Below are 19,744 nucleotides of genomic sequence, written 5' to 3' on the forward strand. Positions count from 1 at the left end.
CGTGATCAGGTTACCCCGCTCTCGCCTCCGGCACAATTCAGCGTTTGCCCCCAAGCTTTGGGTCGCCCCGCAGCACCGGGATACCTACCCAAAAACGCGCGACAATGCCCCGTCCATGGCTTCCGTGATGCTGTCGATATCGTCGGCGGTCGCAATCAGCGCGGGGGCGAGACACAACGTGTTGTTGAAGCCCGGGATCGCGCGCGCGGTAGCTCCGATTATGACTCCCTGTGCCATGCAGTCGGCAATCACCGCTTGCACCATCTTCTCGTCGACGGGTGCGCGGGATTCGCGATCCGCAACCAGTTCGGCACCGCAGAAAAGCCCCAATCCCCGCACATCGCCGATCACCGCATGCCGTTCCTGAAGCGCGCCCAGGTTTTGCATCAGCCTTGCGCCCATGGCCTTGGTGTTCTCCAACAGGCCCTCGTCCTCGATGATGCGCATATTCTCCAGCGCCGCCGCCGGCCCCGCAGTGCATCCACCATAGGTGGAGATGTCACGGAACAGACTCATCGGATCGCTGTCGTCCTTGAACATGTCGAACACCTTCTCAGTGGTGACGAGGCAGGCGATGGCGGCATATCCAGAGGCCACACCTTTGGCCATCGTCACGAGATCAGGTTGGATCCCGTAGTGCTGGTAGCCGAACCATTCGCCCGTTCGGCCCACCCCACAGACCACTTCATCGAGATGGAGCAGGATATCGTATCTGCGGCAAATTTCCTGCACCCGCTCCCAATAGCCCTTGGGTGGGGTGATGACACCACCGCCCGCGGTCACGGTCTCGAGGCAGAGCGCGCCGATTGTATCGGGGCCTTCGCGCAGGATGACGTCCTCAATCGCATCCGCCGCACGTTCGCCATAGTTCTCCACGTCCCACTGCGCGCGGTATTCGAGGCAATGCGGAACCTGCACAAAGCCGGGGGTGTAGGGGCCATACTGGGCATTGCGCTCTGGCTGCCCTCCTGCGGACATGGTTGCGATGGTGGAGCCGTGGTAATCGCGTTCGCGAAAGAGGATCTTGTGCTTCTTGCCACCGTGATGCTTGTGGGCGATCTGGCGGACCAACTTGAAAGCCTTTTCATTGGCCTCAGAGCCGGAGTTGACGGAATAGACGCGGCTCATGCCCGGCATGCGTTCGATCAGCTTTTGAGCAAAGAGCGCACCGGGAACAGAGCCAGCACTGCCCGCAAAGAAGTTCAGCCGCGTGACCTGATCGCGGATTGCCTCGCCGATGCTGTCGCGGCCGTAGCCGACATTCACCGTCCAGACCCCGCCGGAAACTGCATCCAGATGCTCGCGCCCCGATGCGTCCCACAGGCGCATCCCGCGTCCCTCGACCATGACGCGAGGGTCTGTGGTTTCCAGAGGTTTATGCTGCGTCAGATGGTGCCAGACATGCGCGCGGTCGGCACTGATCACGCCGGAGAAATCGTTGACAGAAGCGAATTGGTTCACGGTTGGGCCCTCCAGGGGGAAATTCGGTTCAAGAAGATCGGAATCACCGGGTCGGAAGCGCCGACGCGGCTTCTTTCCCAAGCCTGTGCCCAAATCCGCGCCAAGCGTAGGTCCAGATCGCCCTTTGGAATGGATCCAGCCCAAGTTCCACGTTGAGTGATATCCCAATGCGGTCCTTTTCTTGTCTCAGGCAAAGCGGTCGGGACCTACCGGCACGCTCCGCAACGCCATGATGAACGATAAAAATGACCAACAAGGAGAGATCCATGAAGACCATGACGACACTGATGAGTGGGGCCGCGCTCCTCTTCGCTGCGCAATCCGCCATCGCCGAAGATCTGACCGTGGGTTACTTCCTTGAATGGCCCATGCCGTTTCTCGCGGCCAAAGCGGACGGAGCCTATGACGAAGCGCTCGGAATGGATGTGAACTGGGTCAGCTTTGAGACGGGCACGGCTATGTCTGCTGCGATGGCATCTGGCGATGTGCAGATTTCGATAAGCCAGGGCGTTCCCCCCTTCGTGGTCGCAGCTTCCGCAGGCCAGCCGCTTCAGGTGATCGACGTGGCGGTGAGCTATTCCGAGAACGACAACTGCGTTGTCGCGACCCAACTTGAAATCGACAAGGAGAGCGCGGACGAACTGGCAGGCAAGAAAGTCGCCGTCCCCATGGGCACTGCCGCGCACTACGGCTTCCTGCGCCAAATGGACCACTTTGGTGTCGATCTCGACACGCTCAGCATTGTTGATATGGCGCCCGCCGATGGCGCAGCCGCACTGGCGCAAGGAGCGGTCGACTTCGCCTGTGGATACGGCGGTGGCCTTTCCCGAATGAAAGAGCATGGCAACGTTCTTCTCACGGGAGCGGAGAAGGAAGCACTCGGTATTTTGGTCTTTGATGTGACGTCCGCACCGGCTGATTTCATCGCGGAGAATGGCGACGTGGTCTCGACCTTCCTGTCGGTGACCGCGGCGGTGAACGCCGAGTGGAACGAGACGAAATCACCGGAGATGTTGGCCAAGATTGCGGCGGAGTCGGGCATGTCTCTCGAAGCCACGGAGGCCTCCATATCAACCTTCACCTTCCCCTCAGCAGAGGATCAACTGTCCGCGAAGTGGCTCGGCGGCAATGCGCAGAACTTCATGAAGGGCGTTGCAGATGTCTTCGTCGAAGCCGGCAGCATCGGCACGGCGCTCGACAGCTATGAGGATACGGTAAACACCGCACCGCTGGCGGCCGTCGTCTCCAACTAGTCTTGTTCAGCCGGGCCCGGAGCGCGTCACGTGCCATCCGGGTCCCGCACAAACCATTTGGGGAGGCAAGCCTGATGGCGTTCCTGAGCATCGAAAATCTGTCCATGCGGTTCGACCTTCCGAAAGGGGGGCACGTCCAGGCCCTGCAGGATGTCTCGCTCGACATCGGCAAGGGAGAGTTGCTCTCCGTTCTTGGCCCTTCGGGCTGCGGCAAGTCCACACTGCTGAATATCCTCGCAGGGTTTCTTGCCCAGACCTCAGGGCAGGTTACACTCAATGGAAAGCCGGTGAATGGTCCGGGTCCGGAGCGGGGCATGGTGTTCCAGAAAGGCGCGCTTTTCGAATGGATGACCGTGCGTCGCAACGTCGAGTTTGGCCCGCGTATGAAGGGCGTGCCCGAGACCGAGCGAAACACGGTTGTTGAAAACCTGCTGGATACCGTGGGCCTGCATTCCTTCAAGGACAAGGCAGTATACGAGTTGTCGGGCGGTATGCAGCAACGCGTGGCGCTGGCCCGATGCCTTGCCAACGATCCGGATGTGATCCTGATGGACGAACCTTTGGGGGCGCTGGACGCACTTACGCGCGAGAAAATGCAAGGGTTGGTGCTGAACCTGTGGAAGAAGACCGGAAAGACCATCATCCTTATCACGCATTCCGTCGATGAGGCGCTGCTCCTCGGAGAACGCCTGTTGGTGATGGCTCCACGCCCAGGCCGTATCCACCGAGAATACCGACTGCCCTTTGCCGAACGTGCCGCTGGGGCTGATTTGCGCTCCGTGAAAGATGATCCCGCCTTTGGACAGACCAAGGCCGAGATCCTCGAAATGATCTGGGAAATGGAAGAGCAAATCATGAGCGGAGCAGAGGCATGACCGGGCTTTTCATCCTCATCGTATACTTTGCGCTCTTCTTTGGCGCTGCCGCCGCCGTTGCGCTGATCCGGCGATCAATGGTCAGCATCACTGATTTCCGTTCGCTCAAGACAGTCACCTTCGGGGATGAAAGCGCGGTAATGCCCGATCGCTTTGCTTCCATCATCTCGGTGGTGGTCGTCTTTCTGGTTTGGGGGGCTTTTACTGGATCGAAGCTGGTTCCGTTTCATGTCCCGGGGCCATTTCTGGGTACAACCGCCTTTGTCTACGAGGTTGAGGCACCCGATGGATCGCAAGGCTCTGCTACCGTCAATATCGTCGTTCACGAAATGGGCGCGGATATCGAGGAACCCGCGCCGGGTACCTCGGAAGGCTTCGCACAGGGCGATAGTGCATCGGTCGCCGCATGGCGTTCGGTACTCATCTCCGCACAGCGCAACGATGGCGAGGGGGCCAAGATCGTAGCGGTTGAAGGAAAACCCATTTCACCGGGCGGAACGGTCGATGTCCCCGACGGTTCCGTGACCATGACGTCGAAGGGGTCGCTGAACTTTACGCCCGACAAGGGGCTTCAGATGGAGGCCATCTGGATGCCGCCGCCCGAGGCAGTAGTTGCGCGGCTCATAGAGATTTCTCGCAACGGCTATCAGAATGTTGGACTTCTGGAACATGTCGGCTGGTCGCTTTGGCGTGTGCTGGCGGGTTTCGTCCTTGGCTCACTCATCGGCATTCCGCTGGGATACGCGATGGGCCTTTCTGGCTGGGCGCGCGGTTGGTTTGATCCGATCGTGGAATTCATGCGCCCCGTGCCGCCCCTCGCGCTGATCCCGCTGGTCATCATCTGGTTCGGCATCGGCGAACAGGGCAAAATCGTACTCCTCTTTCTCGCCGCACTGTGGGTCATGATCATCGCCGCGCGTGCGGGGGTTTCCGGGGTCAACATTACGAAGGTTCACGCAGCCTATTCGCTTGGGGCGTCAAAATGGCAAATGCTCCGCCATGTGATCGTACCCAACTCTCTGCCGGAGATCTTCACCGGGGCGCGCGTGGCCATGGGGGTTTGCTGGGGAACGGTCGTGGCCGCCGAATTGGTCGCGGCCGAGAAGGGGGCTGGCAAGATGATCGTGGCCGCATCCAAATTTCAGTCGACCGACATCGTCATCATGGGCATCGTGATCATCGGGCTGATCGGCTTCGGTATCGACATACTGATGCGCAAGGCGGAGGAATGGCTCGTGCCATGGAAGGGTAAATCCTGACGCGCAAAAGCGATAGGGCGCGGAATTCCGCCGTGGAGAAAATCTAAGCGCAATAAACAACAGGGTCCGTTGCGGGCCCTGTTTTTCCGTCATCGACAGTTCGGTATCTTGGCCTTGCGGGGAGGCATGTCTTCTCCGAGTCAGGAGATATTGTCAGCCATCATGGTGACGAGACGTATCCGGGGAAGTACCAGCCTCAGATGAAACCAGGCACGAAAACCCCGCCGCGGGCAGCACGACGGGGTCTGTTTCGAACGAATTTCAGAAGGTTCAGTCGAAGTTCATCACGATGGTCTTGGACCGTGTGAAATGCTCTACCATTGCTTCTAGAGAGGCTTCCTTGCCTTGGCCCGATCGACCGAAGCCGCCATAAGACACATTGGGCTGAATGGTCAGGTTCTGGTTCACCTGGACGTAGCCCGCGTTCAACCTCGCGGTGCTATCGAGCGCGGTGGAGAGGCTGCGCGTCCAGACAGATGCGGCAAGGCCATAGTGGGTTGAGTTCGCGCGTGCGATTACATCCTCATAGTCCGACCAGCGCTGCACGACAGCAACCGGCCCGAAGATCTCTTCCATGACGCAGGGGTGATCATCGGGAAGGTCACTGAGAATGGTGGGCTGCAGAAAAAGATCCGGTGAAAGGTGCTTGTCTTCTGGCATCTTGCCAAAGCGGGTGACGGTTGCGCCGGGGGTCTTTTCTGCCAGCGCGATATACCGGTTGATTGTGGCAACCTGCCGCGCGTTGATGATGGTGCCCACGTCCGTGGCTTCATCCAGTGGATCGCCAATCCGAAGAGCATTGAGAGCGGTCGAGAGCTTTTCCATGAAAGCATCATGGAGGCTGTGGTGCAGATAGATGCGGCTTGCGGCGGTGCAGCTTTGCCCCTGACGGGTAAAGCGCATACCCGAGATTGCCCCGGCCACGGCCTTGTCCAACTGCGCATCGGCACAGACAATCATGGGCGACTTGCCGCCAAGTTCGAGCGACACCGGAATGATCCGCTCCGCTCCGATCTTGTTGATCGTCTCGCCTACAGCCTCGGAACCGGTAAAGGTGATTTTAGCGATGTCTGGATTTCGCGTCAAAGCGTCGCCGCACACTGCGCCAGTGCCGTTGACGACGTTGAGCGCCCCTGCAGGAAGATGGCGCATCATCAGCTCCGCCATCAGGAACGTTGCGAAAGGAGCTTCCTCAGAGGCTTTCACCACGATCGTGTTACCCGCGACCAATGCGGGGCCGACCTTCAGGGCGAAGAGCACGAGCGGGACATTCCAAGGCACGATCGCGGCCACTACCCCGAGCGGCTCTCGCGTGGTCATGGTCAACATACGGGGATGGTAAGGAATAGTCTGCCCCTTCAACTCGGAGCCGAGATTGCCGTAAAACTCGAGAATGTCCGCAGCGACTTTCACCTCGCCGCGGCACTCGGTGCGGATCGCTTTTCCTGTCTCGTGTGCAAGAACCTGCGCGATGAGTTCGGTCTTCTCGGCCACGGCGCGCGCCGCTGCGGTGACGCGCTTTCCCCGCTCGCGGGCGGGCACTTGCGCCCAGTCGAGTTCCGCCACGCGCGCAGATTCAATGGCGGCATTTGTCTCGGCGGTGTTGCTTGCGCTTGCGCGGCCGATCACGGCGCCGGTTGCAGGGTTCAAAACGTCGAGGCTTGCCGCGGTGTGGCAGCGCGCGCCGTCAATCAGATTCACGCTGTCAAAGGCGGCGAAGACCTCTTGTGGAGAGACAAGGGCAGATGGTTGATATGTCATTGGGAGGGGCTTTCGTACTTGAGGGAGCTCGCAACTCTATAGTCGCGGCGTGTACGTCTCGCGTAGGGCCAGTCTTGACCTTGCATATATCCAGTTCGTGAAAACTGTAGGAGACCGGCGCAAGCCCTGCCTGCCAGATCATGCGAGTCTGGCCAGAGCTTTGAGGCGGAAACAGATGTCTGGCCCGCACATCGATTCTGGCTCTATCATATGGGGTGTCTTGGCACTATTCGCATGCGCTGTCTGCTTATAGCACAGCTGAGAATGACCCTTGGCGTGGAGTCGCCTGACGTGTTCACCGCCACAACCCTCTTGACGATCTTCGCTGTCTCCTGCTCAGCCTTCCTTCGCGGGATGGCGGGTTTCGGTTTTTCGCTGGCGGCCGTCCCGATCATCTCACTCGTGCTGCCGCCTGCGGAAGCGGTGGCGATGTGTATCATGCTGCAACTCGTCATCGGACTTCGCGATATCTGGCAGCATCACGGGGATATCGACGGACAGTCCCTCAAACGCCTGACGGTGGGCTCGCTGGTGGGCACACCAGTTGGACTGATCGCACTCACGGCGCTCAGCCCTGATGCCGCGCGTATTCTGATCGCGCTCGCGATCCTCGCAGGGCTCGCGCTCATTGTGCGAAGGGTTCCGGCAGAGTCTCGCACACGCAATGGACTCGCCGTCGCGGCCGGTGTCGCATCCGGGGCGTTTTCCGGTCTGGCCGCAATTCCCGGTCCACCAGCGGTCGCCTATTACCTTGGAAGCGGGATCGACCCGGTTCGTACGCGGGCGTCACTCCTGTCCTTTTTCTTCATCGTCTCGGTGATGGCGACCCCGGGTCTCGCCCTCGCAGGCGCGATCAATGAGCGGACGGTTTGGCTCAGCCTCGTGTCACTTCCGGCTATGGTGATCGGAACGTGGCTCGGGACCGAAGCCTTCAAGCGGTTAAATCACGGGCAATACCGCCGGTTGGCCATCATGGTCATGGCGTTTTCAGCCCTTTTGGCGGGCTGGCGGGGAGTATCCGGCTATCTATGAAATCCACGGGGGGAAACCCTCAGAGAAGTGAGAGGCTAGTGATGATTGAACGGATCGACATCGGCACCCGGATGAGCCGGATCGTCAAACACAATGGCGTTGCCTACCTCTGTGGGCAGGTGGGGGAGGGCGCGACAGTGGCGGAGCAAACCCGCGATTGTCTGGCGCGGGTTGAAGCATTGCTGGAGAAAGCTGGGTCCTCGCCGAGCCAGATTTTGCAGGCCATCATCTGGCTGGCCGATATGGATGACTTTGCCGAGATGAACGCGGTCTGGGATGGGTGGGTGCCCGAAGGCGCGGCCCCGGCGCGGGCCTGTGGCGAGGCTCGGCTTGCCCGGGATGTTCTCAGGGTCGAAATCATCATAACCGCCGCCTACTGACGCAGCCGGAAGGGAATTGCCATGAAAGTCATCGTGATGGGTGCCGGCGTAATCGGTGTGACCACGGCCTATTACCTTGCAAAGGCTGGTGCCGAAGTAACGGTGTTGGATCGTCAGCCCGGACCCGGGTTGGAAACGAGTTACGCGAACGCGGGCGAGCTTAGCTATGGCATGACCTCTCCGTGGGCGGCGCCCGGAATCCCGTGGAAGGCTGTGAAATGGATGTTCATGAAGCGGCGTCCCTTTTTCATCTGGCCGCTGATCAGCCCGCCCATGTGGGCGTGGTGCGCCCAGATGATTCGCAACTGCAACGCCGACAGCTATCGCGTCAACAAGAGCCGCATGGTGCGAATCTCCAACTACTCACGTGATGTGATGCCTGAACTCGTTGCGGAAACGGGCATCACGTATGACGGGCGCGAGCAGGGTACGCTGCAACTCTTTCGCACCGCAAAGCAGCTAAAGAGTTCCAAGGCCGATCAGGAGATTCTGGCCGAGTTTGGCTCGCCCTACGAAGTGCTCGATCAGGACGGATGCATTCAGGCCGAGCCCGCGCTGGCGCAGGTACGCGAGAAATTCGTGGGCGGTCTGCGCCTGTTGGCGGACCGTACGGGCGATTGCCGCGTGTTCACCATGGCGCTTGCGGAGAAATGTGCCGAGATGGGAGTGGAGTTTCGTTACGGCCAGACGATCAAGAGCTTCGTCATCGAAAACGACCGGGTTGCCGGGGTCGATACCGACATAGCTGGCCGGGTCACGGGGGATGCCTACGTCTGCGCGCTGGGAAGCTACGGGCCACGCACTCTCCGACCCATCGGGATCAAGCTGCCTGTCTATCCGGTAAAGGGCTATTCCGTCACGCTGCCCGTCATAGAGGAGACAGCCGCGCCGCAATCGACGATCATGGACGAGACCCACAAGGTGGCGATTACACGGTTGGGCGATCGGATCCGCGTGGCGGGCACGGCGGAAATCGCTGGATATTCGAAACGTCTCGGTCCCCATGCGACGGATACCGTGCGCCATGTGATCAATGACCTGTTTCCCGGGGCAGGGGATCTGACACGCGCCGAAGGCTGGACGGGACTTCGTCCCATGACGCCGGACGGCACGCCGGTACTGGGGCCCACGCGCTACCCCAACCTTTACTTGAACACCGGCCACGGCACGCTCGGCTGGACAATGGCCTGCGGCTCAGGCCGCGCCGTGGCCGACATTGTCCTTGGGCGCAAGCCGGAGATCAATTTCGATGGATTGACAGCAGCACGGTATGAATGACTTTGGCGCTGATCGGGGAGCACCGCGAAGGCTCGGGGAAGCTGTGGGACGCCAGTTCGTGGGATGAGGAGACGCGGCTGAAGGAGGTCAGTGCTTCCAAGTGAACCGATCGTGTCGATGAAAGGGGAAATCCGCTATCGCCGTTGCTTGATGCTCGGCCCCGAGTGTGCAGTCCTGGCATGCGTGCCGGCTTAAGCTCCGCGCCGAAAGCAGGGACGGTTGGTCATTTGACTGCTGCCGTCTGCTGCGCGAGTCCGTCTTGCCCGCGCTTTTGGAAGCCGCGCTAATTGGTGTCGTAGGTGATCATTCGCGATTGAGGCCAAGAGGAAGTGGCGGGCCTTTCGGGTCGTGTCATTGTGTTTGCTGGAATGGGCGTTGCTCTCGGGCCCTGAGGGATTGTGCCATGATGGCCCGTCCCAAGTGCGGCATGCACCACGTCACGCTCTGCGGACCGAGTTTCCGCCTGCAATGATGCCACGGATAAGCGCCGCCGCCGCCCGGTGCAGTTCAACATCGGCATCTGAACCGCCGGCATTCTCATGTGTCGCGGCGGCATCTTTGAGGATGCCCATGATTTCGTTCTCCGGCAAGATATGCGCGTCATTCAGCGCAAGAAGCAGGGCTTCGCAGATTGTGAGTGCGGCCATTCCTGAATGCGTGTGGTCGTCCTTCATAGGGTGTTGACCTTTCAGCCGAGTGCGACGCCGGAATGCGTCTGGGGCCTAGCGGGCAGACTGGCGGTAAATCTGCTATGCTGCGCTGATCGACATCAGTTATCTGCGCCAGTTCTTTGGATAGAACGTTGCTAGGTGAGCAAGGGGACAAACGATCGAAAAAACTCCGCTTGTCCGTAAGCTAGGCGCATTCGTCGCTCTTTCGGACCCAGAACTCTCGGTACTTGCATCCTTGCACAGACGCCGCCGCACTTTCGTAGCGGGACGCGATCTTGTCCAGCAGGGTCAATCGGATCAGGCCGCCTATATCCTCGCCTCTGGCTGGGCCTGTTCCTACAAGGTGCTTGAAGATGGGCAGCGCCAGATCGTGGATTTTCAGGTTCCCGGTGATTTTCTGGGGCTGCGCAGCGTCCTTTTCAACGTATCGGATCACAGCATTGAGCCGGTGACGGATATCGAGGTAACGGAAGTTCATGTTTCCGACCTTCTTGACGCATTCGCGCAAACCCCCCGGCTGGCCACAGCGGTTTTGTGGGCCGCGTCCCGCGATGAGGCGATGGTGGTCGAGCATCTGGTGAATGTAGGACGCCGCGATGCGGCAGAGCGAATGGCGCATTTCCTGCTGGAACTGGGCGGTCGGCTCGTCTTGGTCGGTTTGGGAAGCAGGGACGGATATGCTTGTCCGCTGACCCAATACCTTCTGGCTGACGCGCTCGGTCTAAGTGCGGTTCATGTCAACCGCGTGCTGCGGCAATTGCGCGAAGCGGGACTTGTCACTTTTCGGGACGGCTTCGTCTCGTTTGATGACTATGATCGCCTAACCGAATTTGCCCAGTTCGACTCGTCCTATCTGGATCAGAGCGGACCACTTCTCCGTTGAATTGATGCCGCCTTGGTCTGCCGTCAGATTCGGCCAAGCAGCATCAAGATGACGACGATTATCAGCACCGTTCCAAGGATACCGGTCCCGGCATGTCCGAAGCCATAGCCATAGCCGCCGAAGCGTCCACTGAATCCGCCGAGCAGAACAATGATAAGAACGACGATCAGGATCATACCAAGTGACATAGCGCTTTCTCCTTTTGTCGGGCGCCGCAGGCCCCGCGAGGAGCCTCGATGCCCCCGAAATCGGTGCCGCTCTGGCGTTTCTGGCAACAGGGATAATCCGCCCCGATGGCGCAACCGGTGAGCGGGATATGAAGAAAGTCCTGCTCATCACCTTGTCCATTGCTGAACTTCGAGACTTGCGGACGAAGTGGAATACCTGCGCTTGGACGACGTGCCGATAGACTGTTCGCCTGAGCGTTGGTTCGCGCGCAAATTGGCGTGTGCCTATGCATCCCGAAGCGTATCCTTGATGCCACCGGCAGCGTTTTGAACCTTGCCTTCGACCTTATCGGCTTGGCCCTCTGCCTCGAGCTTCGCATCGCCGATCGCCTTGCCGATTGCGACCTTGACCTTGCCCTTGGCAACCTTTGCAGCACCGAGTACGCGATCCTTGTCCATGGTGTAGTCCTTTCTGAGGGAACGTCCCTGCCACATGTTGGGAGGGTAGGGGCCAGCTAACCGTTTCTCGAATTTTCCCGCACTGACGCAGGTTGGTCCGGTCATGAAGAACAGCAACAGCCGGCGATCAACACGCCACCCCGACGCGTGGATTGCCGCGTCGAGCAGCTTGTTCACGTCATTCTCGTTTCGGCCCGCATGAGCGACTGCAAGCAGCCCGGGAATCATCCTTCCACGGGCCGGAGGGCGCCTTGTCCTGCGAGGCATCCATCCGGTCTGCGACATGGGATGATCAGGTGGGGTCGGATGTCATTGCGGTGGCTCTTCGCGGACGCCGGGGGAGCGGAGCACGCAAGGGCATGGGGAGTGGGGACAGGGTATCGTGCGTGTCCTACGCTCGCTCGGACTGGGTACATATTCACCAGAATCCGGTGAACCTTCAGACCACTGCACCGCCGTCATCAAGCCACACTGACACAGACTGGTCAGCGCCCGTGAACCCGGATGTCCTTGGTCGGGTCCCGTTGTTTCGGCGGGTATGCGCAATGGGCGGCAGGATGCGCGTTCCCGCCCGGCCTTCAAGGATCGCGCGGGCGTCCGCCAGTTGCCCAATGCCGGCAAGCTTGCCGCTGGCCCGGGCAAATGCAACGGCGGCACCGACCTTTGGACCCATCGATCCCGCTGCAAGATTCAGCTCTTCGAGCGCCTCTGTGTTGGTGTCGCGGATCGCGCTCTGATCCTCGCGGCCAAAGTGATGGAAGACCGCAGGAACATCGGTCAGCAGCAAGAGTGCGTCCGCGCCCAGCCCCAAAGCCAGCAGGGCCGCTGTCCGATCCTTGTCGATGACGGCGTCTACGCCAGTCATCTCTCCATTGATGGTCCGCACGACGGGGATGCCACCGCCCCCAGCGCAGATCACGATGTGCCCGTTGTCCAGCAGGAGCTTGATTGCGTACAGTCCGAAGATCCTGACGGGGAGTGGTGAGGGAACCACACGGCGCTGGCCGCCGGTCGCCTCGGTCACCATCTCCCAGCCATGATCGCGTGCCGCCTGTGCGGCAGTGGCCTTTGTGTAGACGGGTCCGATGGGCTTGGTGGGGGTCTTGAATGCAGGGTCTTTCGGGTTGACCTCGACCCGGCTGAGCAGGGTGGCGCATTTCGATCCCTCGGGCAGGGCATTCATCAACTCTTGCTCGATCAGATATCCGATCATGCCCTCGGTTTCGGCACCAAGCACATCCAGCGGCCAAGGCCTCTCCGGATCATAGGCGGCCCCCTGAAGAGCGAGCAGGCCGACTTGTGGTCCGTTGCCGTGCGCCACGACGATCTGATGGTCGCGAGCCAAGTCCGCCAGCGCCGCCGCCGCGGTCCGTACATTCGCGTGCTGCGCCCGGGCCGTCATCGGCTGCCCCCTTTGCAGAAGCGCGTTGCCGCCAAGGGCCACCACCACGCGCATCTCAGGGGCCCATCGTGGCGACAAGAACGGCCTTGATCGTGTGCATCCGGTTCTCTGCCTGATCAAAGACAACGGAGGCTGCGCTTTCGAACACGTCCTCGGTCACTTCCATGCAGTCGATGCCGAACTTTGCGAATGTCGCCTCCCCCACTTCCGTGTCGCGGTTATGAAAGGCAGGCAGACAGTGAAGAAATTTCGCGTACGGGTTGCCGGTCATCTCCATGACCTTTTTGTTGACCTGATAGGGCGACAAAAGGGCGATCCGGTCTTCCCAGATTTCGTCCGGCTCCCCCATCGAGACCCAGACATCGGTGTAGACGAAATCGGCGCCTTCAAGCCCTTCGGCGTGCTTCTCGGTCAGGGTGATCCGGGCCCCTGTAGCTTCCGCGATGGTCCTGCACTGGGCGATGAGCGCAGAGTCAGGCCAACAGCTTTGCGGACCACACAGGCGGATATCCATGCCGATCATGGCAGCGCCCAACATCAGGCTGGAGCCCATGTTGTTTCCTGCATCTCCCATGAAGCAAAAGGCGATATCAGACAGATGTTTGTTCGTGAATTCCCGCATGGTCATCAGGTCGGCGAGGGTCTGTGTGGGGTGAAAATCGTCCGTCAGACCGTTGAATACGGGCACGCCGGAGTACTCAGCCAGTAACTCTGCGTCTTTCTGGCTGAAGCCGCGAAACTCAATACCATCATAGAACCGCCCCAGCACCCGCGCGGTATCCTTCATAGATTCCTTATGGCCGATATGGCTGCCAGATGGCCCCAGATAGGTGACATGCGCGCCTTGGTCATAGGCTGCTACCTCGAACCCGCTGCGGGTGCGCGTGCTGTCTTTTTCGAAGATCAGGGCAATGTTCTTGCCCTCCAGCATTTGTCGTTCGTACCCCCCAGCTTTCGCCATCTTGAAGCTTGCGGCGAGTTGCAGAAGGTGCCGTATCTGGTTTGGCGTGAAATCCGGTAGTTTGATAAAACTGCGTCCGCGCAGGTTTTGTGGCATTGGTCGTTCCTTAAATGGGGTCGCGGACCAGCGGGCAGGTCATGCAATGTGACCCGCCGCGCCCGCGCCCAAGCTCTGCTCCGGGGATGGTGATGACCTCGACACCCGCCTTGCGCAGGAGGGTGTTGGAATAGACGTTGCGTTCGTATCCGACGACTACGCCGGGCTCGAGGCATAGGAGATTGTTGGCATCGTCCCACTGCTCACGGGCGGATTCATAGGCATCGCCGCCGGTGGGCACGCTGCGGAGTTTCTTGATGTCCAAGGCATCCGCCACCACCTGGAGGAAGGGTTTGCTCTCGACCTCGATGGCGATCGTTTTATGATCCGTTGGACGCAAGCTGGTGCAGCGGATCGCGTTGGTAACGTCGCAAAAGACAGTCACCAGATCGCGGTCGCAAAAGGTGAAGACCGTATCGAGATGCATCGCACTGCGAGATTTGGGGAATTGGCAAGCGATGACGCGTGTGGCACCCCCACCAGCAAACAATCCACGCGCGATTTGACCGACCGCTTGGGGCGTGGTGCGCTCTCCCATGCCAACCAGGACCGTGCCATTGCCGATGGGCATGACATCGCCACCCTCGACTGTCGCAGGACCATGATCGACCAGCGGATCGCCCCACCAGATGGGAAATCCCGCATTTCTGAAGTCGGGGTGAAAGCGGTAAATCGCAGCGAGGTTCAGCGTTTCCAGCCGTCTCGCGGGCCAATGCATCGGGTTCAGTGTGACGCCGCCATAGACCCACGCCGTCGTGTCGCGGGTGAAAATGTGGTTGGGGAGGGGGGGCAGAATGAAATCGGCAGGTTCCAGCATGGGGGCGAGGACGCCCTTGGCGGCAATGGGGAGTTCAGCCTTGCTCATCCCGCCGATCAGGATGGTCGACAGCAGGTCTGCGTCGATCTCCATCAGATAGGCCATCAGGTCGTGCGTCAGACCGACACCTACGGTGTTGTCGCTGATCCGCGCTTCGAGCAGCCATCTGCGGGCTTCCACATCCTTGAGCGTTTCCATCAGCAACTGGCGCAGATACACCACTTCGACGCCACGATTTCGCATGGCGTCAGTAAACGTCATGTGGTCGATCCGCGCTTGTTTGACCCACATCACATCATCGAACAGCAGCTCTGCGCAGTTCGCAGGCGTCAGGCGCGCCATGGCGGCCCCAGGCTTGTGGACGAGGACGCGGCGCAGCTTGCCCGCCTCGGAATGGACACCGTAGAGGATGCTCATGCCGGTGTTCCTTGCAACAGAACGCCAAGACTGAGAGCCACCATGACTATTATGGTAAGGCCGAGCAGCAGCGGCCAGACGAAGCGCAGCCAGCGTTCATAGGGCACGCGCCCTATGGCGAGGCCGCCCATGACAACTGCAGAGGTGGGGGTAACCAGATTGACGACACCTTCTGCCGATTGGAATGCCGTCACCACAAGGCTGCGAGATACCCCGGCAAAGTCTCCGACGGGGGCAAGGATCGGCATGGACAGGACGGCAAGGCCGGAGGTCGAGGGCACGAAGAACGACAGGACGACCTGAATCCAGTACATCACGTTGATGAAGGCGACCTCATTGAGGCCCGCGACGGTGCTCTCGGCCCAGTGCAGGACCGTGTCGGTGATGTGGCCCGCGTCCATGATCACCACAATGCCGCGCGCGAGCCCGATGATCAGTGCCACGCCAAGCAGGTCGCGCGCTCCGCCGACGAAGGCATCAACGAGCCTCTTTTCGCCCAACCGAGCTATGATCCCGATGCCGATGCCAGCGAACAAAAACAGCCCGCTCATTTCTGCCATCCACGAGCCGCCAAGCGAGACGCCCCAGATCATCAGCGCAAAGGTTGCGCCGAAGAGCAGCAGAACGATTTTGTGCAGCGCTGTGAATTCGGTCGTCCCGGCCTCAATCGTGCCGCGAAAATACGTCTCGTTCTCGGCCTTGCGGTCAAAGACGAGGGAGCGCGAGGGGTCCGCCTTGACCCGAGCGGCATACCGCACAACGTAAGTAACCGCCGCGGCGAAGGTGAGCGCCAGCAGAGCCAGCCGCAGCATTAGCCCGTCGGTGAAGGGCACTCCGGCGGCGTCCGACGCGATCACGGTGGAAAAAGCGTTTACGGTCGAGCCAAGCACGCCCACTCCGGCGCCCAGCAAGATGATCGCTACGGCGGTCAGGGCGTCGTAGCCCGCCGCGATCATGACCGGTGTGAGGATGACGTAGAAAGCCAGCGTTTCCTCGGCCATGCCATAGGTCGAGCCGCCGACCGCGAAGAGCGCCATGAGGATCGGGATCATCCACTTTTCCCGACCCTTCAGCCGCGCCATCGCGCGCTTTATCCCAGTATCGATGGCACCGGTGGCGGTTACCACACCGATGAAACCGCCTATCATCAGAACGAATAGCGCGACATCAATGGCATTGGCTGAGTAGCTGCCCGGATCATAAAAACCTGCAATTGGAGCGAGGATGATGTCGAACACGCCCTGCGGATCTACCTCGGTGGTCGCATAGGTTCCCGCCACAGGGATGTCGTTGCCGAGCGCCTCTGAAGCCACGCGCTCATACTGGCCGGCCGGTATTACCCATGTCAGGCCTGCGATGATCACGATGAGCGCGAAGAGAATGGTATATGCCGAAGGGAAACGGAAACGGGGCCTGCGATCAGCTGGGGCCGTCTTGGCGGGTGGCATGATGAGGTCCTTTCCCTGGCCGGTCATGGAAAAGAACCGGCGGGTAGACTCATCATGATGCAGGATTGCGGATCGCGGACTGACCGAGGTTAAGCCGCGCGCATCACCGAGGTTTGGGGATCAGGACGCGAACCGTCCCCAATGCTTTGCCTGAACCCTGCTGCGTAGCAGACGCTGCGCAGGCGAACCCTCAGGATCAATCTAGCGGCGTTTGCTGATGCGCAAGGCGCAGCCATTTGCCGTCGTCGTTCAGGTAGGTCGAGGTGCAGAGCGCCTGATAGAACGGCTCGTCGCTACGTTCGGCGGCAACGTGATAGGCCAACACGGCAATGATGCTCTTGAAGGAGATGAAACGTTCAGTCATCGTCACAGAGCGCCACCGCTGAGCGATCTCCTTTTCTCTCCAGAGTGCATCGCCCTGAAGAATGCCCGCAGGGAAAGGCAGTACGAAAACGGCGTCCTTTGCTGTGGCATGACGGGCGCTGTCGGCCCCTTGTGTCCAAAAGCGTTCTTCCAGATCCCAAAGGGTGTCATCTTCGGTCATTCAGGGTTCCTTTCAAAGGGAGGGGGGCGCCGTGTGATGGTTGTATTGCGCATGGGTACTTCTCATTGGCTTTGTGCCAGCATGACGCCCCAGCCGAGCAACAGGGCCGCGGCGAGGATCCAGTAGATCGGGGATCCCTGCGATGGGAACGCAAACCTGCCTCGTGCGCTGTCCGAAGTCGAACTTGCCGACGCCGCCGGCCTCGGTAGAAAAGCAAGAAGCTTCTGGACGATCCTGCCCCGATCTGGCGCGGGTGTCGATACGTCGTGGAAACGCGCCATCAACTCCTCCAGCCTTTGCCGTGCCGCGGACTCGGGCAGCTTGGAAAGCTTCGATGCTTCGGTCCATGGGTCCACGCCGAGCCGGGCAAACATCGACAGAACGGTGACGATGCTCCCGCGCCGATCTTCGCCCAAGGGCGCGTGCAGAAAACGTTCGTATTTCGGGTCTTGTCCAAGTTGTGTCGTGGCCTGTGCCATTGTGGTATCCTTGCTGGCACCGTTCGAATGTGCCGAATTGGCCAATATCGTGGTGCCGGTCGAACCGAAGCGGGCGGGTGTCGTACATTCGGTTACGACTAAACTGACGGAAACCGCGCAAACATGTGCTGACCCAGATCAATAAGAGCCTATGAAAGCCTCTGTGTGATCTGCTTGTGAACCCGAACTCGCGCTGCGCCACGCCCACCGGCCGACCAACCCGTTGTTGTAGGTAGCGTTCGAGGTCCGTGCTGCGAGGTTTATGGCCGGCGATTAACTCCCGGTTTGATGACGAAACGCAGCTTGGGCGCGCCGCAACGACGCGAACTGCGGCATGCCGCTAACCCCGATCAGTGCGGCGAAGGCGTATCTGCGGCACCTAGGGTAAAGTCGACAGACAAGATGCAGAAATGTTGGAGAGGAACCATGATCGGATATGTTGGGAATATCGAAGAACTGACGGAAGAGAACACCGACTTCCGGCGCGTTCTTTATTCAGGGACGAAGCTGCAACTGGTTCTGATGTCGCTGGAACCCGGGACTGAAATCGGTGGCGAGATACACTCCGACACGGATCAGTTCTTTCGCATTGAAAAGGGTAAGGGGCGGGTCGTGATCGATGGCACGCCGCACAAGGTTGGCCCCGGGGATGGCATCGTCGTGCCCGCTGGCGCGCACCACAATGTTATCTGCACAGGTCATGACGCGCTCAGGCTTTATACGCTTTATGGTCCGCCGCACCACGAAGACCAACTGGTGCAAAAGACGAAAGCCGAGGCCGATGCGTCCGACGAGGCTTTCTCCGGAAAGGCCACCGAGCAGGCAGCAGAGGTGGTCCGAGTCGAGGCCAAACCATGATCCGCGACACATACAACTTGCTCTCGGACACCAGTTCAGTCGCCACCACATCCCGATATCTTTGAGCCCAAGGGAAATCAGAATGTCACTCGATAGCAAGATCAACGCGAAGGCCGACGCGGAAGGCGATGCTGAGGCGATCGATGACCAGTTGGCCGCCCAGCGTGCGCGGGCTATCTTGCTGGCGCTCAGTCGCGGCGTTGATGGGTGTTATCTGGGGCATCGTGCACAGCAGTGGCAGAGCCGTCCGGTTGGGCGCTAGACTACTGCTGTCGCTCATCCAGCTTCGTCCTCACCCGCAAATCGCCTTTGCTGCGCCGTTTGGTGTCGCCCGATGCTGGGGCGAGGGCAGGTGGGACTGTCACGGGCCGGGTTGATTCAGATCAGCGCGCAGCGATTCACCCTGTGCGACCTCTCTCACAAATATCCATCGACAGGAGAGCCGTCATGACCTTTGATTTCAGCAACAAGACAGCCATTGTGACCGGCGCGGCATCGGGCATCGGAGCCGAAATCGCACTCGATCTAGCTCGTTTTGGCGCCAAAGTGGTCTTGGCTGACATGGACGAGGCGGGCATGTCAGCCGTGTCGGATCGGATCGTAGCGGCTGGTGGCACCGCCTTTGCTCATAAAACCGATTCAAGCGTCGCCGCGGATGTCGAAGCCCTTGTCGCCTTCGCTGTGGCACAGACGGGCGGACTGCATCTTCTGGTCAATAATGCGGGTATTGGCGGCCCGGCGAAACCGGTTGGGGAATATCCTCTGGAAGGATGGCAAAAGGTCATCGACGTCAACCTGACCGGTGTGTTTCATGGCATGCGCTTCGGCCTTCCCGAAATCGTCAAGGCGGGTGGCGGCTCCATCGTCAACATGGCGTCCATTTTGGGCTCGGTCGGTTTTGCGACGGCGGGGGCCTATGTCGCGGCCAAACATGGGGTTGTTGGCCTGACAAAGGTCGCAGCCATTGAATACGCCAAGGCAGGGGTCCGGGTGAACGCGGTCGGTCCGGGGTTCATCGCGACGCCGCTCTTGGAGAAGAACCTCGATGCTGCCGCGCTTGACGGCATTGCCGCCTTGCACCCGGCGGGGCGGCTTGGAGAGGCTACCGAGGTATCGGCCTTGACCTGTTTTCTCCTTTCGGATGAGGCCTCTTTTATCACTGGGAGCTACCATTTGGTCGACGGGGGCTATACCGCGCAGTAATCGCAGTTGGCCAAGGCTTGCCCGCCATGTGGGCAAGGGA

At 60.1% G+C, this 19,744-nt stretch carries 21 protein-coding genes; 10 read left to right on the top strand and 11 right to left on the bottom strand.

The genetic code is table 11. From position 1 onward, the window contains the following. Positions 1-84 precede the first annotated feature (84 nt). Entirely contained in the window at positions 85-1,461 is a 1,377-nt protein-coding gene (locus tag BM234_RS00385) for an aminotransferase family protein (protein WP_092061256.1), read from the bottom strand. Positions 1,462-1,727: 266 nt separating this feature from the next. On the opposite strand from BM234_RS00385, the gene BM234_RS00390 reads away from it, so the two are divergent. The 3 genes from BM234_RS00390 to BM234_RS00400 all read left to right on the top strand — a co-directional run bounded on the left by BM234_RS00390 (position 1,728) and on the right by BM234_RS00400 (position 4,848). Beyond that, the gene (locus BM234_RS00390) at positions 1,728-2,714 is read left to right on the top strand and encodes a taurine ABC transporter substrate-binding protein (protein ID WP_217645933.1); all 987 of its coding nucleotides are present in this window, start codon (positions 1,728-1,730) and stop codon (positions 2,712-2,714) included. A gap of 74 nt (positions 2,715-2,788) precedes the next feature. Next, the gene (locus BM234_RS00395; protein WP_092059556.1) at positions 2,789-3,589 is read left to right on the top strand and encodes an ABC transporter ATP-binding protein; all 801 of its coding nucleotides are present in this window, start codon (positions 2,789-2,791) and stop codon (positions 3,587-3,589) included. Further along, entirely contained in the window at positions 3,586-4,848 is a 1,263-nt protein-coding gene (locus BM234_RS00400) for an ABC transporter permease (protein WP_092059558.1), read from the top strand. The genes BM234_RS00395 and BM234_RS00400 overlap by 4 nt, the downstream gene beginning before the upstream one ends. A 270-nt stretch (positions 4,849-5,118) precedes the next feature. Here the strand turns inward: BM234_RS00400 and BM234_RS00405 are convergent, their stop codons facing one another. Next, positions 5,119-6,609 carry an aldehyde dehydrogenase family protein gene (locus BM234_RS00405; RefSeq protein WP_092059560.1) on the bottom strand — a complete coding sequence of 497 codons (1,491 nt, stop codon included), beginning with the start codon at positions 6,607-6,609 and terminating at the stop codon, positions 5,119-5,121. 264 nt (positions 6,610-6,873) lie between these two features. On the opposite strand from BM234_RS00405, the gene BM234_RS00410 reads away from it, so the two are divergent. Genes BM234_RS00410 through BM234_RS00420 form a run of 3 tightly spaced genes read left to right on the top strand, consistent with a single transcriptional unit; the run spans position 6,874 to position 9,299 of the window. Next, entirely contained in the window at positions 6,874-7,641 is a 768-nt protein-coding gene (locus tag BM234_RS00410; RefSeq protein ID WP_175501162.1) for a sulfite exporter TauE/SafE family protein, read from the top strand. Between the two features lie 41 nt (positions 7,642-7,682). Further along, on the top strand, positions 7,683-8,021 hold the full coding sequence (locus BM234_RS00415) for a RidA family protein (protein ID WP_092059564.1): 339 nt from the start codon (positions 7,683-7,685) through the stop codon (positions 8,019-8,021). Between the two features lie 21 nt (positions 8,022-8,042). After that, complete coding sequence (locus BM234_RS00420) at positions 8,043-9,299, top strand: D-amino acid dehydrogenase (RefSeq protein ID WP_092059566.1); 1,257 nt, start codon at positions 8,043-8,045, stop codon at positions 9,297-9,299. Between the two features lie 437 nt (positions 9,300-9,736). Here BM234_RS00420 and BM234_RS00425 read toward each other — a convergent pair whose 3' ends face one another. Further along, positions 9,737-9,973, bottom strand: coding sequence for a hypothetical protein (locus tag BM234_RS00425; protein WP_092059568.1), 237 nt, complete (start codon positions 9,971-9,973; stop codon positions 9,737-9,739). Between the two features lie 154 nt (positions 9,974-10,127). Here BM234_RS00425 and BM234_RS00430 point away from each other — a divergent pair, with 154 nt between their 5' ends. After that, positions 10,128-10,853, top strand: a complete 726-nt coding sequence (locus tag BM234_RS00430; protein WP_092059570.1) for a Crp/Fnr family transcriptional regulator — start codon at positions 10,128-10,130, stop codon at positions 10,851-10,853. Between the two features lie 23 nt (positions 10,854-10,876). On the opposite strand, the gene BM234_RS00435 is transcribed toward BM234_RS00430, so the two are convergent. The 8 genes from BM234_RS00435 to BM234_RS00470 all read right to left on the bottom strand — a co-directional run bounded on the left by BM234_RS00435 (position 10,877) and on the right by BM234_RS00470 (position 17,643). Next, positions 10,877-11,041, bottom strand: a complete 165-nt coding sequence (locus BM234_RS00435; RefSeq protein WP_092059572.1) for a DUF3309 family protein — start codon at positions 11,039-11,041, stop codon at positions 10,877-10,879. A 264-nt stretch (positions 11,042-11,305) separates the two neighbouring features. Continuing rightward, complete coding sequence (locus tag BM234_RS17595; protein WP_245752416.1) at positions 11,306-11,656, bottom strand: CsbD family protein; 351 nt, start codon at positions 11,654-11,656, stop codon at positions 11,306-11,308. Positions 11,657-11,918: 262 nt separating this feature from the next. Further along, on the bottom strand, positions 11,919-12,935 hold the full coding sequence (gene arcC, locus BM234_RS00445) for a carbamate kinase (RefSeq protein ID WP_092059574.1): 1,017 nt from the start codon (positions 12,933-12,935) through the stop codon (positions 11,919-11,921). A gap of 1 nt (position 12,936) precedes the next feature. Next, positions 12,937-13,938, bottom strand: a complete 1,002-nt coding sequence (argF, locus tag BM234_RS00450) for an ornithine carbamoyltransferase (RefSeq protein ID WP_092059576.1) — start codon at positions 13,936-13,938, stop codon at positions 12,937-12,939. A gap of 10 nt (positions 13,939-13,948) precedes the next feature. Next, positions 13,949-15,172, bottom strand: a complete 1,224-nt coding sequence (locus BM234_RS00455) for an arginine deiminase (RefSeq protein ID WP_092059578.1) — start codon at positions 15,170-15,172, stop codon at positions 13,949-13,951. Beyond that, the gene (locus BM234_RS00460; RefSeq protein WP_092061258.1) at positions 15,169-16,620 is read right to left on the bottom strand and encodes a YfcC family protein; all 1,452 of its coding nucleotides are present in this window, start codon (positions 16,618-16,620) and stop codon (positions 15,169-15,171) included. Before BM234_RS00460 ends, BM234_RS00455 begins: the two co-directional genes overlap by 4 nt. 196 nt (positions 16,621-16,816) lie before the next feature. Then, a complete protein-coding gene (locus BM234_RS00465; protein ID WP_092059580.1) occupies positions 16,817-17,164 on the bottom strand; it encodes a hypothetical protein in 348 nt (115 codons plus the stop codon). A gap of 62 nt (positions 17,165-17,226) precedes the next feature. Next, positions 17,227-17,643 (bottom strand): hypothetical protein, encoded by a 417-nt coding sequence (locus BM234_RS00470; RefSeq protein ID WP_092059582.1) that lies wholly within the window; start codon positions 17,641-17,643, stop codon positions 17,227-17,229. 426 nt (positions 17,644-18,069) lie between these two features. Between BM234_RS00470 and BM234_RS00475 the strand changes: the two genes are divergently transcribed. The 3 genes from BM234_RS00475 (at position 18,070) to BM234_RS00485 (ending at position 19,704) form a co-directional block, all read left to right on the top strand. Further along, positions 18,070-18,501 carry a cupin domain-containing protein gene (locus BM234_RS00475; protein WP_092059583.1) on the top strand — a complete coding sequence of 144 codons (432 nt, stop codon included), beginning with the start codon at positions 18,070-18,072 and terminating at the stop codon, positions 18,499-18,501. Between the two features lie 82 nt (positions 18,502-18,583). After that, on the top strand, positions 18,584-18,763 hold the full coding sequence (locus BM234_RS00480; RefSeq protein WP_092059585.1) for a hypothetical protein: 180 nt from the start codon (positions 18,584-18,586) through the stop codon (positions 18,761-18,763). A 185-nt stretch (positions 18,764-18,948) separates the two neighbouring features. After that, positions 18,949-19,704, top strand: coding sequence for an SDR family NAD(P)-dependent oxidoreductase (locus tag BM234_RS00485; protein ID WP_092059587.1), 756 nt, complete (start codon positions 18,949-18,951; stop codon positions 19,702-19,704). Positions 19,705-19,744: the final 40 nt, after the last annotated feature.

Source organism: Poseidonocella pacifica (assembly GCF_900111875.1).
Lineage (GTDB): Bacteria > Pseudomonadota > Alphaproteobacteria > Rhodobacterales > Rhodobacteraceae > Poseidonocella > Poseidonocella pacifica.

What these genes read in the sequence shown, in the direction of transcription:
- BM234_RS00390 (WP_217645933.1), top strand. Translation starts at nt 1,728, where the DNA reads ATGAAGACCATGACGACACTGATGAGTGGGGCCGCGCTCCTCTTCGCT.
- BM234_RS00395 (WP_092059556.1), top strand. Translation starts at nt 2,789, where the DNA reads ATGGCGTTCCTGAGCATCGAAAATCTGTCCATGCGGTTCGACCTTCCG.
- BM234_RS00400 (WP_092059558.1), top strand. Translation starts at nt 3,586, where the DNA reads ATGACCGGGCTTTTCATCCTCATCGTATACTTTGCGCTCTTCTTTGGC.
- BM234_RS00405 (WP_092059560.1), bottom strand. Translation starts at nt 6,609, where the DNA reads ATGACATATCAACCATCTGCCCTTGTCTCTCCACAAGAGGTCTTCGCC.
- BM234_RS00410 (WP_175501162.1), top strand. Translation starts at nt 6,874, where the DNA reads ATGACCCTTGGCGTGGAGTCGCCTGACGTGTTCACCGCCACAACCCTC.
- BM234_RS00415 (WP_092059564.1), top strand. Translation starts at nt 7,683, where the DNA reads ATGATTGAACGGATCGACATCGGCACCCGGATGAGCCGGATCGTCAAA.
- BM234_RS00420 (WP_092059566.1), top strand. Translation starts at nt 8,043, where the DNA reads ATGAAAGTCATCGTGATGGGTGCCGGCGTAATCGGTGTGACCACGGCC.
- BM234_RS00425 (WP_092059568.1), bottom strand. Translation starts at nt 9,973, where the DNA reads ATGAAGGACGACCACACGCATTCAGGAATGGCCGCACTCACAATCTGC.
- BM234_RS00435 (WP_092059572.1), bottom strand. Translation starts at nt 11,041, where the DNA reads ATGTCACTTGGTATGATCCTGATCGTCGTTCTTATCATTGTTCTGCTC.
- arcC (WP_092059574.1), bottom strand. Translation starts at nt 12,935, where the DNA reads ATGCGCGTGGTGGTGGCCCTTGGCGGCAACGCGCTTCTGCAAAGGGGG.
- argF (WP_092059576.1), bottom strand. Translation starts at nt 13,938, where the DNA reads ATGCCACAAAACCTGCGCGGACGCAGTTTTATCAAACTACCGGATTTC.
- BM234_RS00455 (WP_092059578.1), bottom strand. Translation starts at nt 15,172, where the DNA reads ATGAGCATCCTCTACGGTGTCCATTCCGAGGCGGGCAAGCTGCGCCGC.
- BM234_RS00460 (WP_092061258.1), bottom strand. Translation starts at nt 16,620, where the DNA reads ATGCCACCCGCCAAGACGGCCCCAGCTGATCGCAGGCCCCGTTTCCGT.
- BM234_RS00465 (WP_092059580.1), bottom strand. Translation starts at nt 17,164, where the DNA reads ATGACCGAAGATGACACCCTTTGGGATCTGGAAGAACGCTTTTGGACA.
- BM234_RS00470 (WP_092059582.1), bottom strand. Translation starts at nt 17,643, where the DNA reads ATGGCACAGGCCACGACACAACTTGGACAAGACCCGAAATACGAACGT.
- BM234_RS00475 (WP_092059583.1), top strand. Translation starts at nt 18,070, where the DNA reads ATGATCGGATATGTTGGGAATATCGAAGAACTGACGGAAGAGAACACC.
- BM234_RS00480 (WP_092059585.1), top strand. Translation starts at nt 18,584, where the DNA reads ATGTCACTCGATAGCAAGATCAACGCGAAGGCCGACGCGGAAGGCGAT.
- BM234_RS00485 (WP_092059587.1), top strand. Translation starts at nt 18,949, where the DNA reads ATGACCTTTGATTTCAGCAACAAGACAGCCATTGTGACCGGCGCGGCA.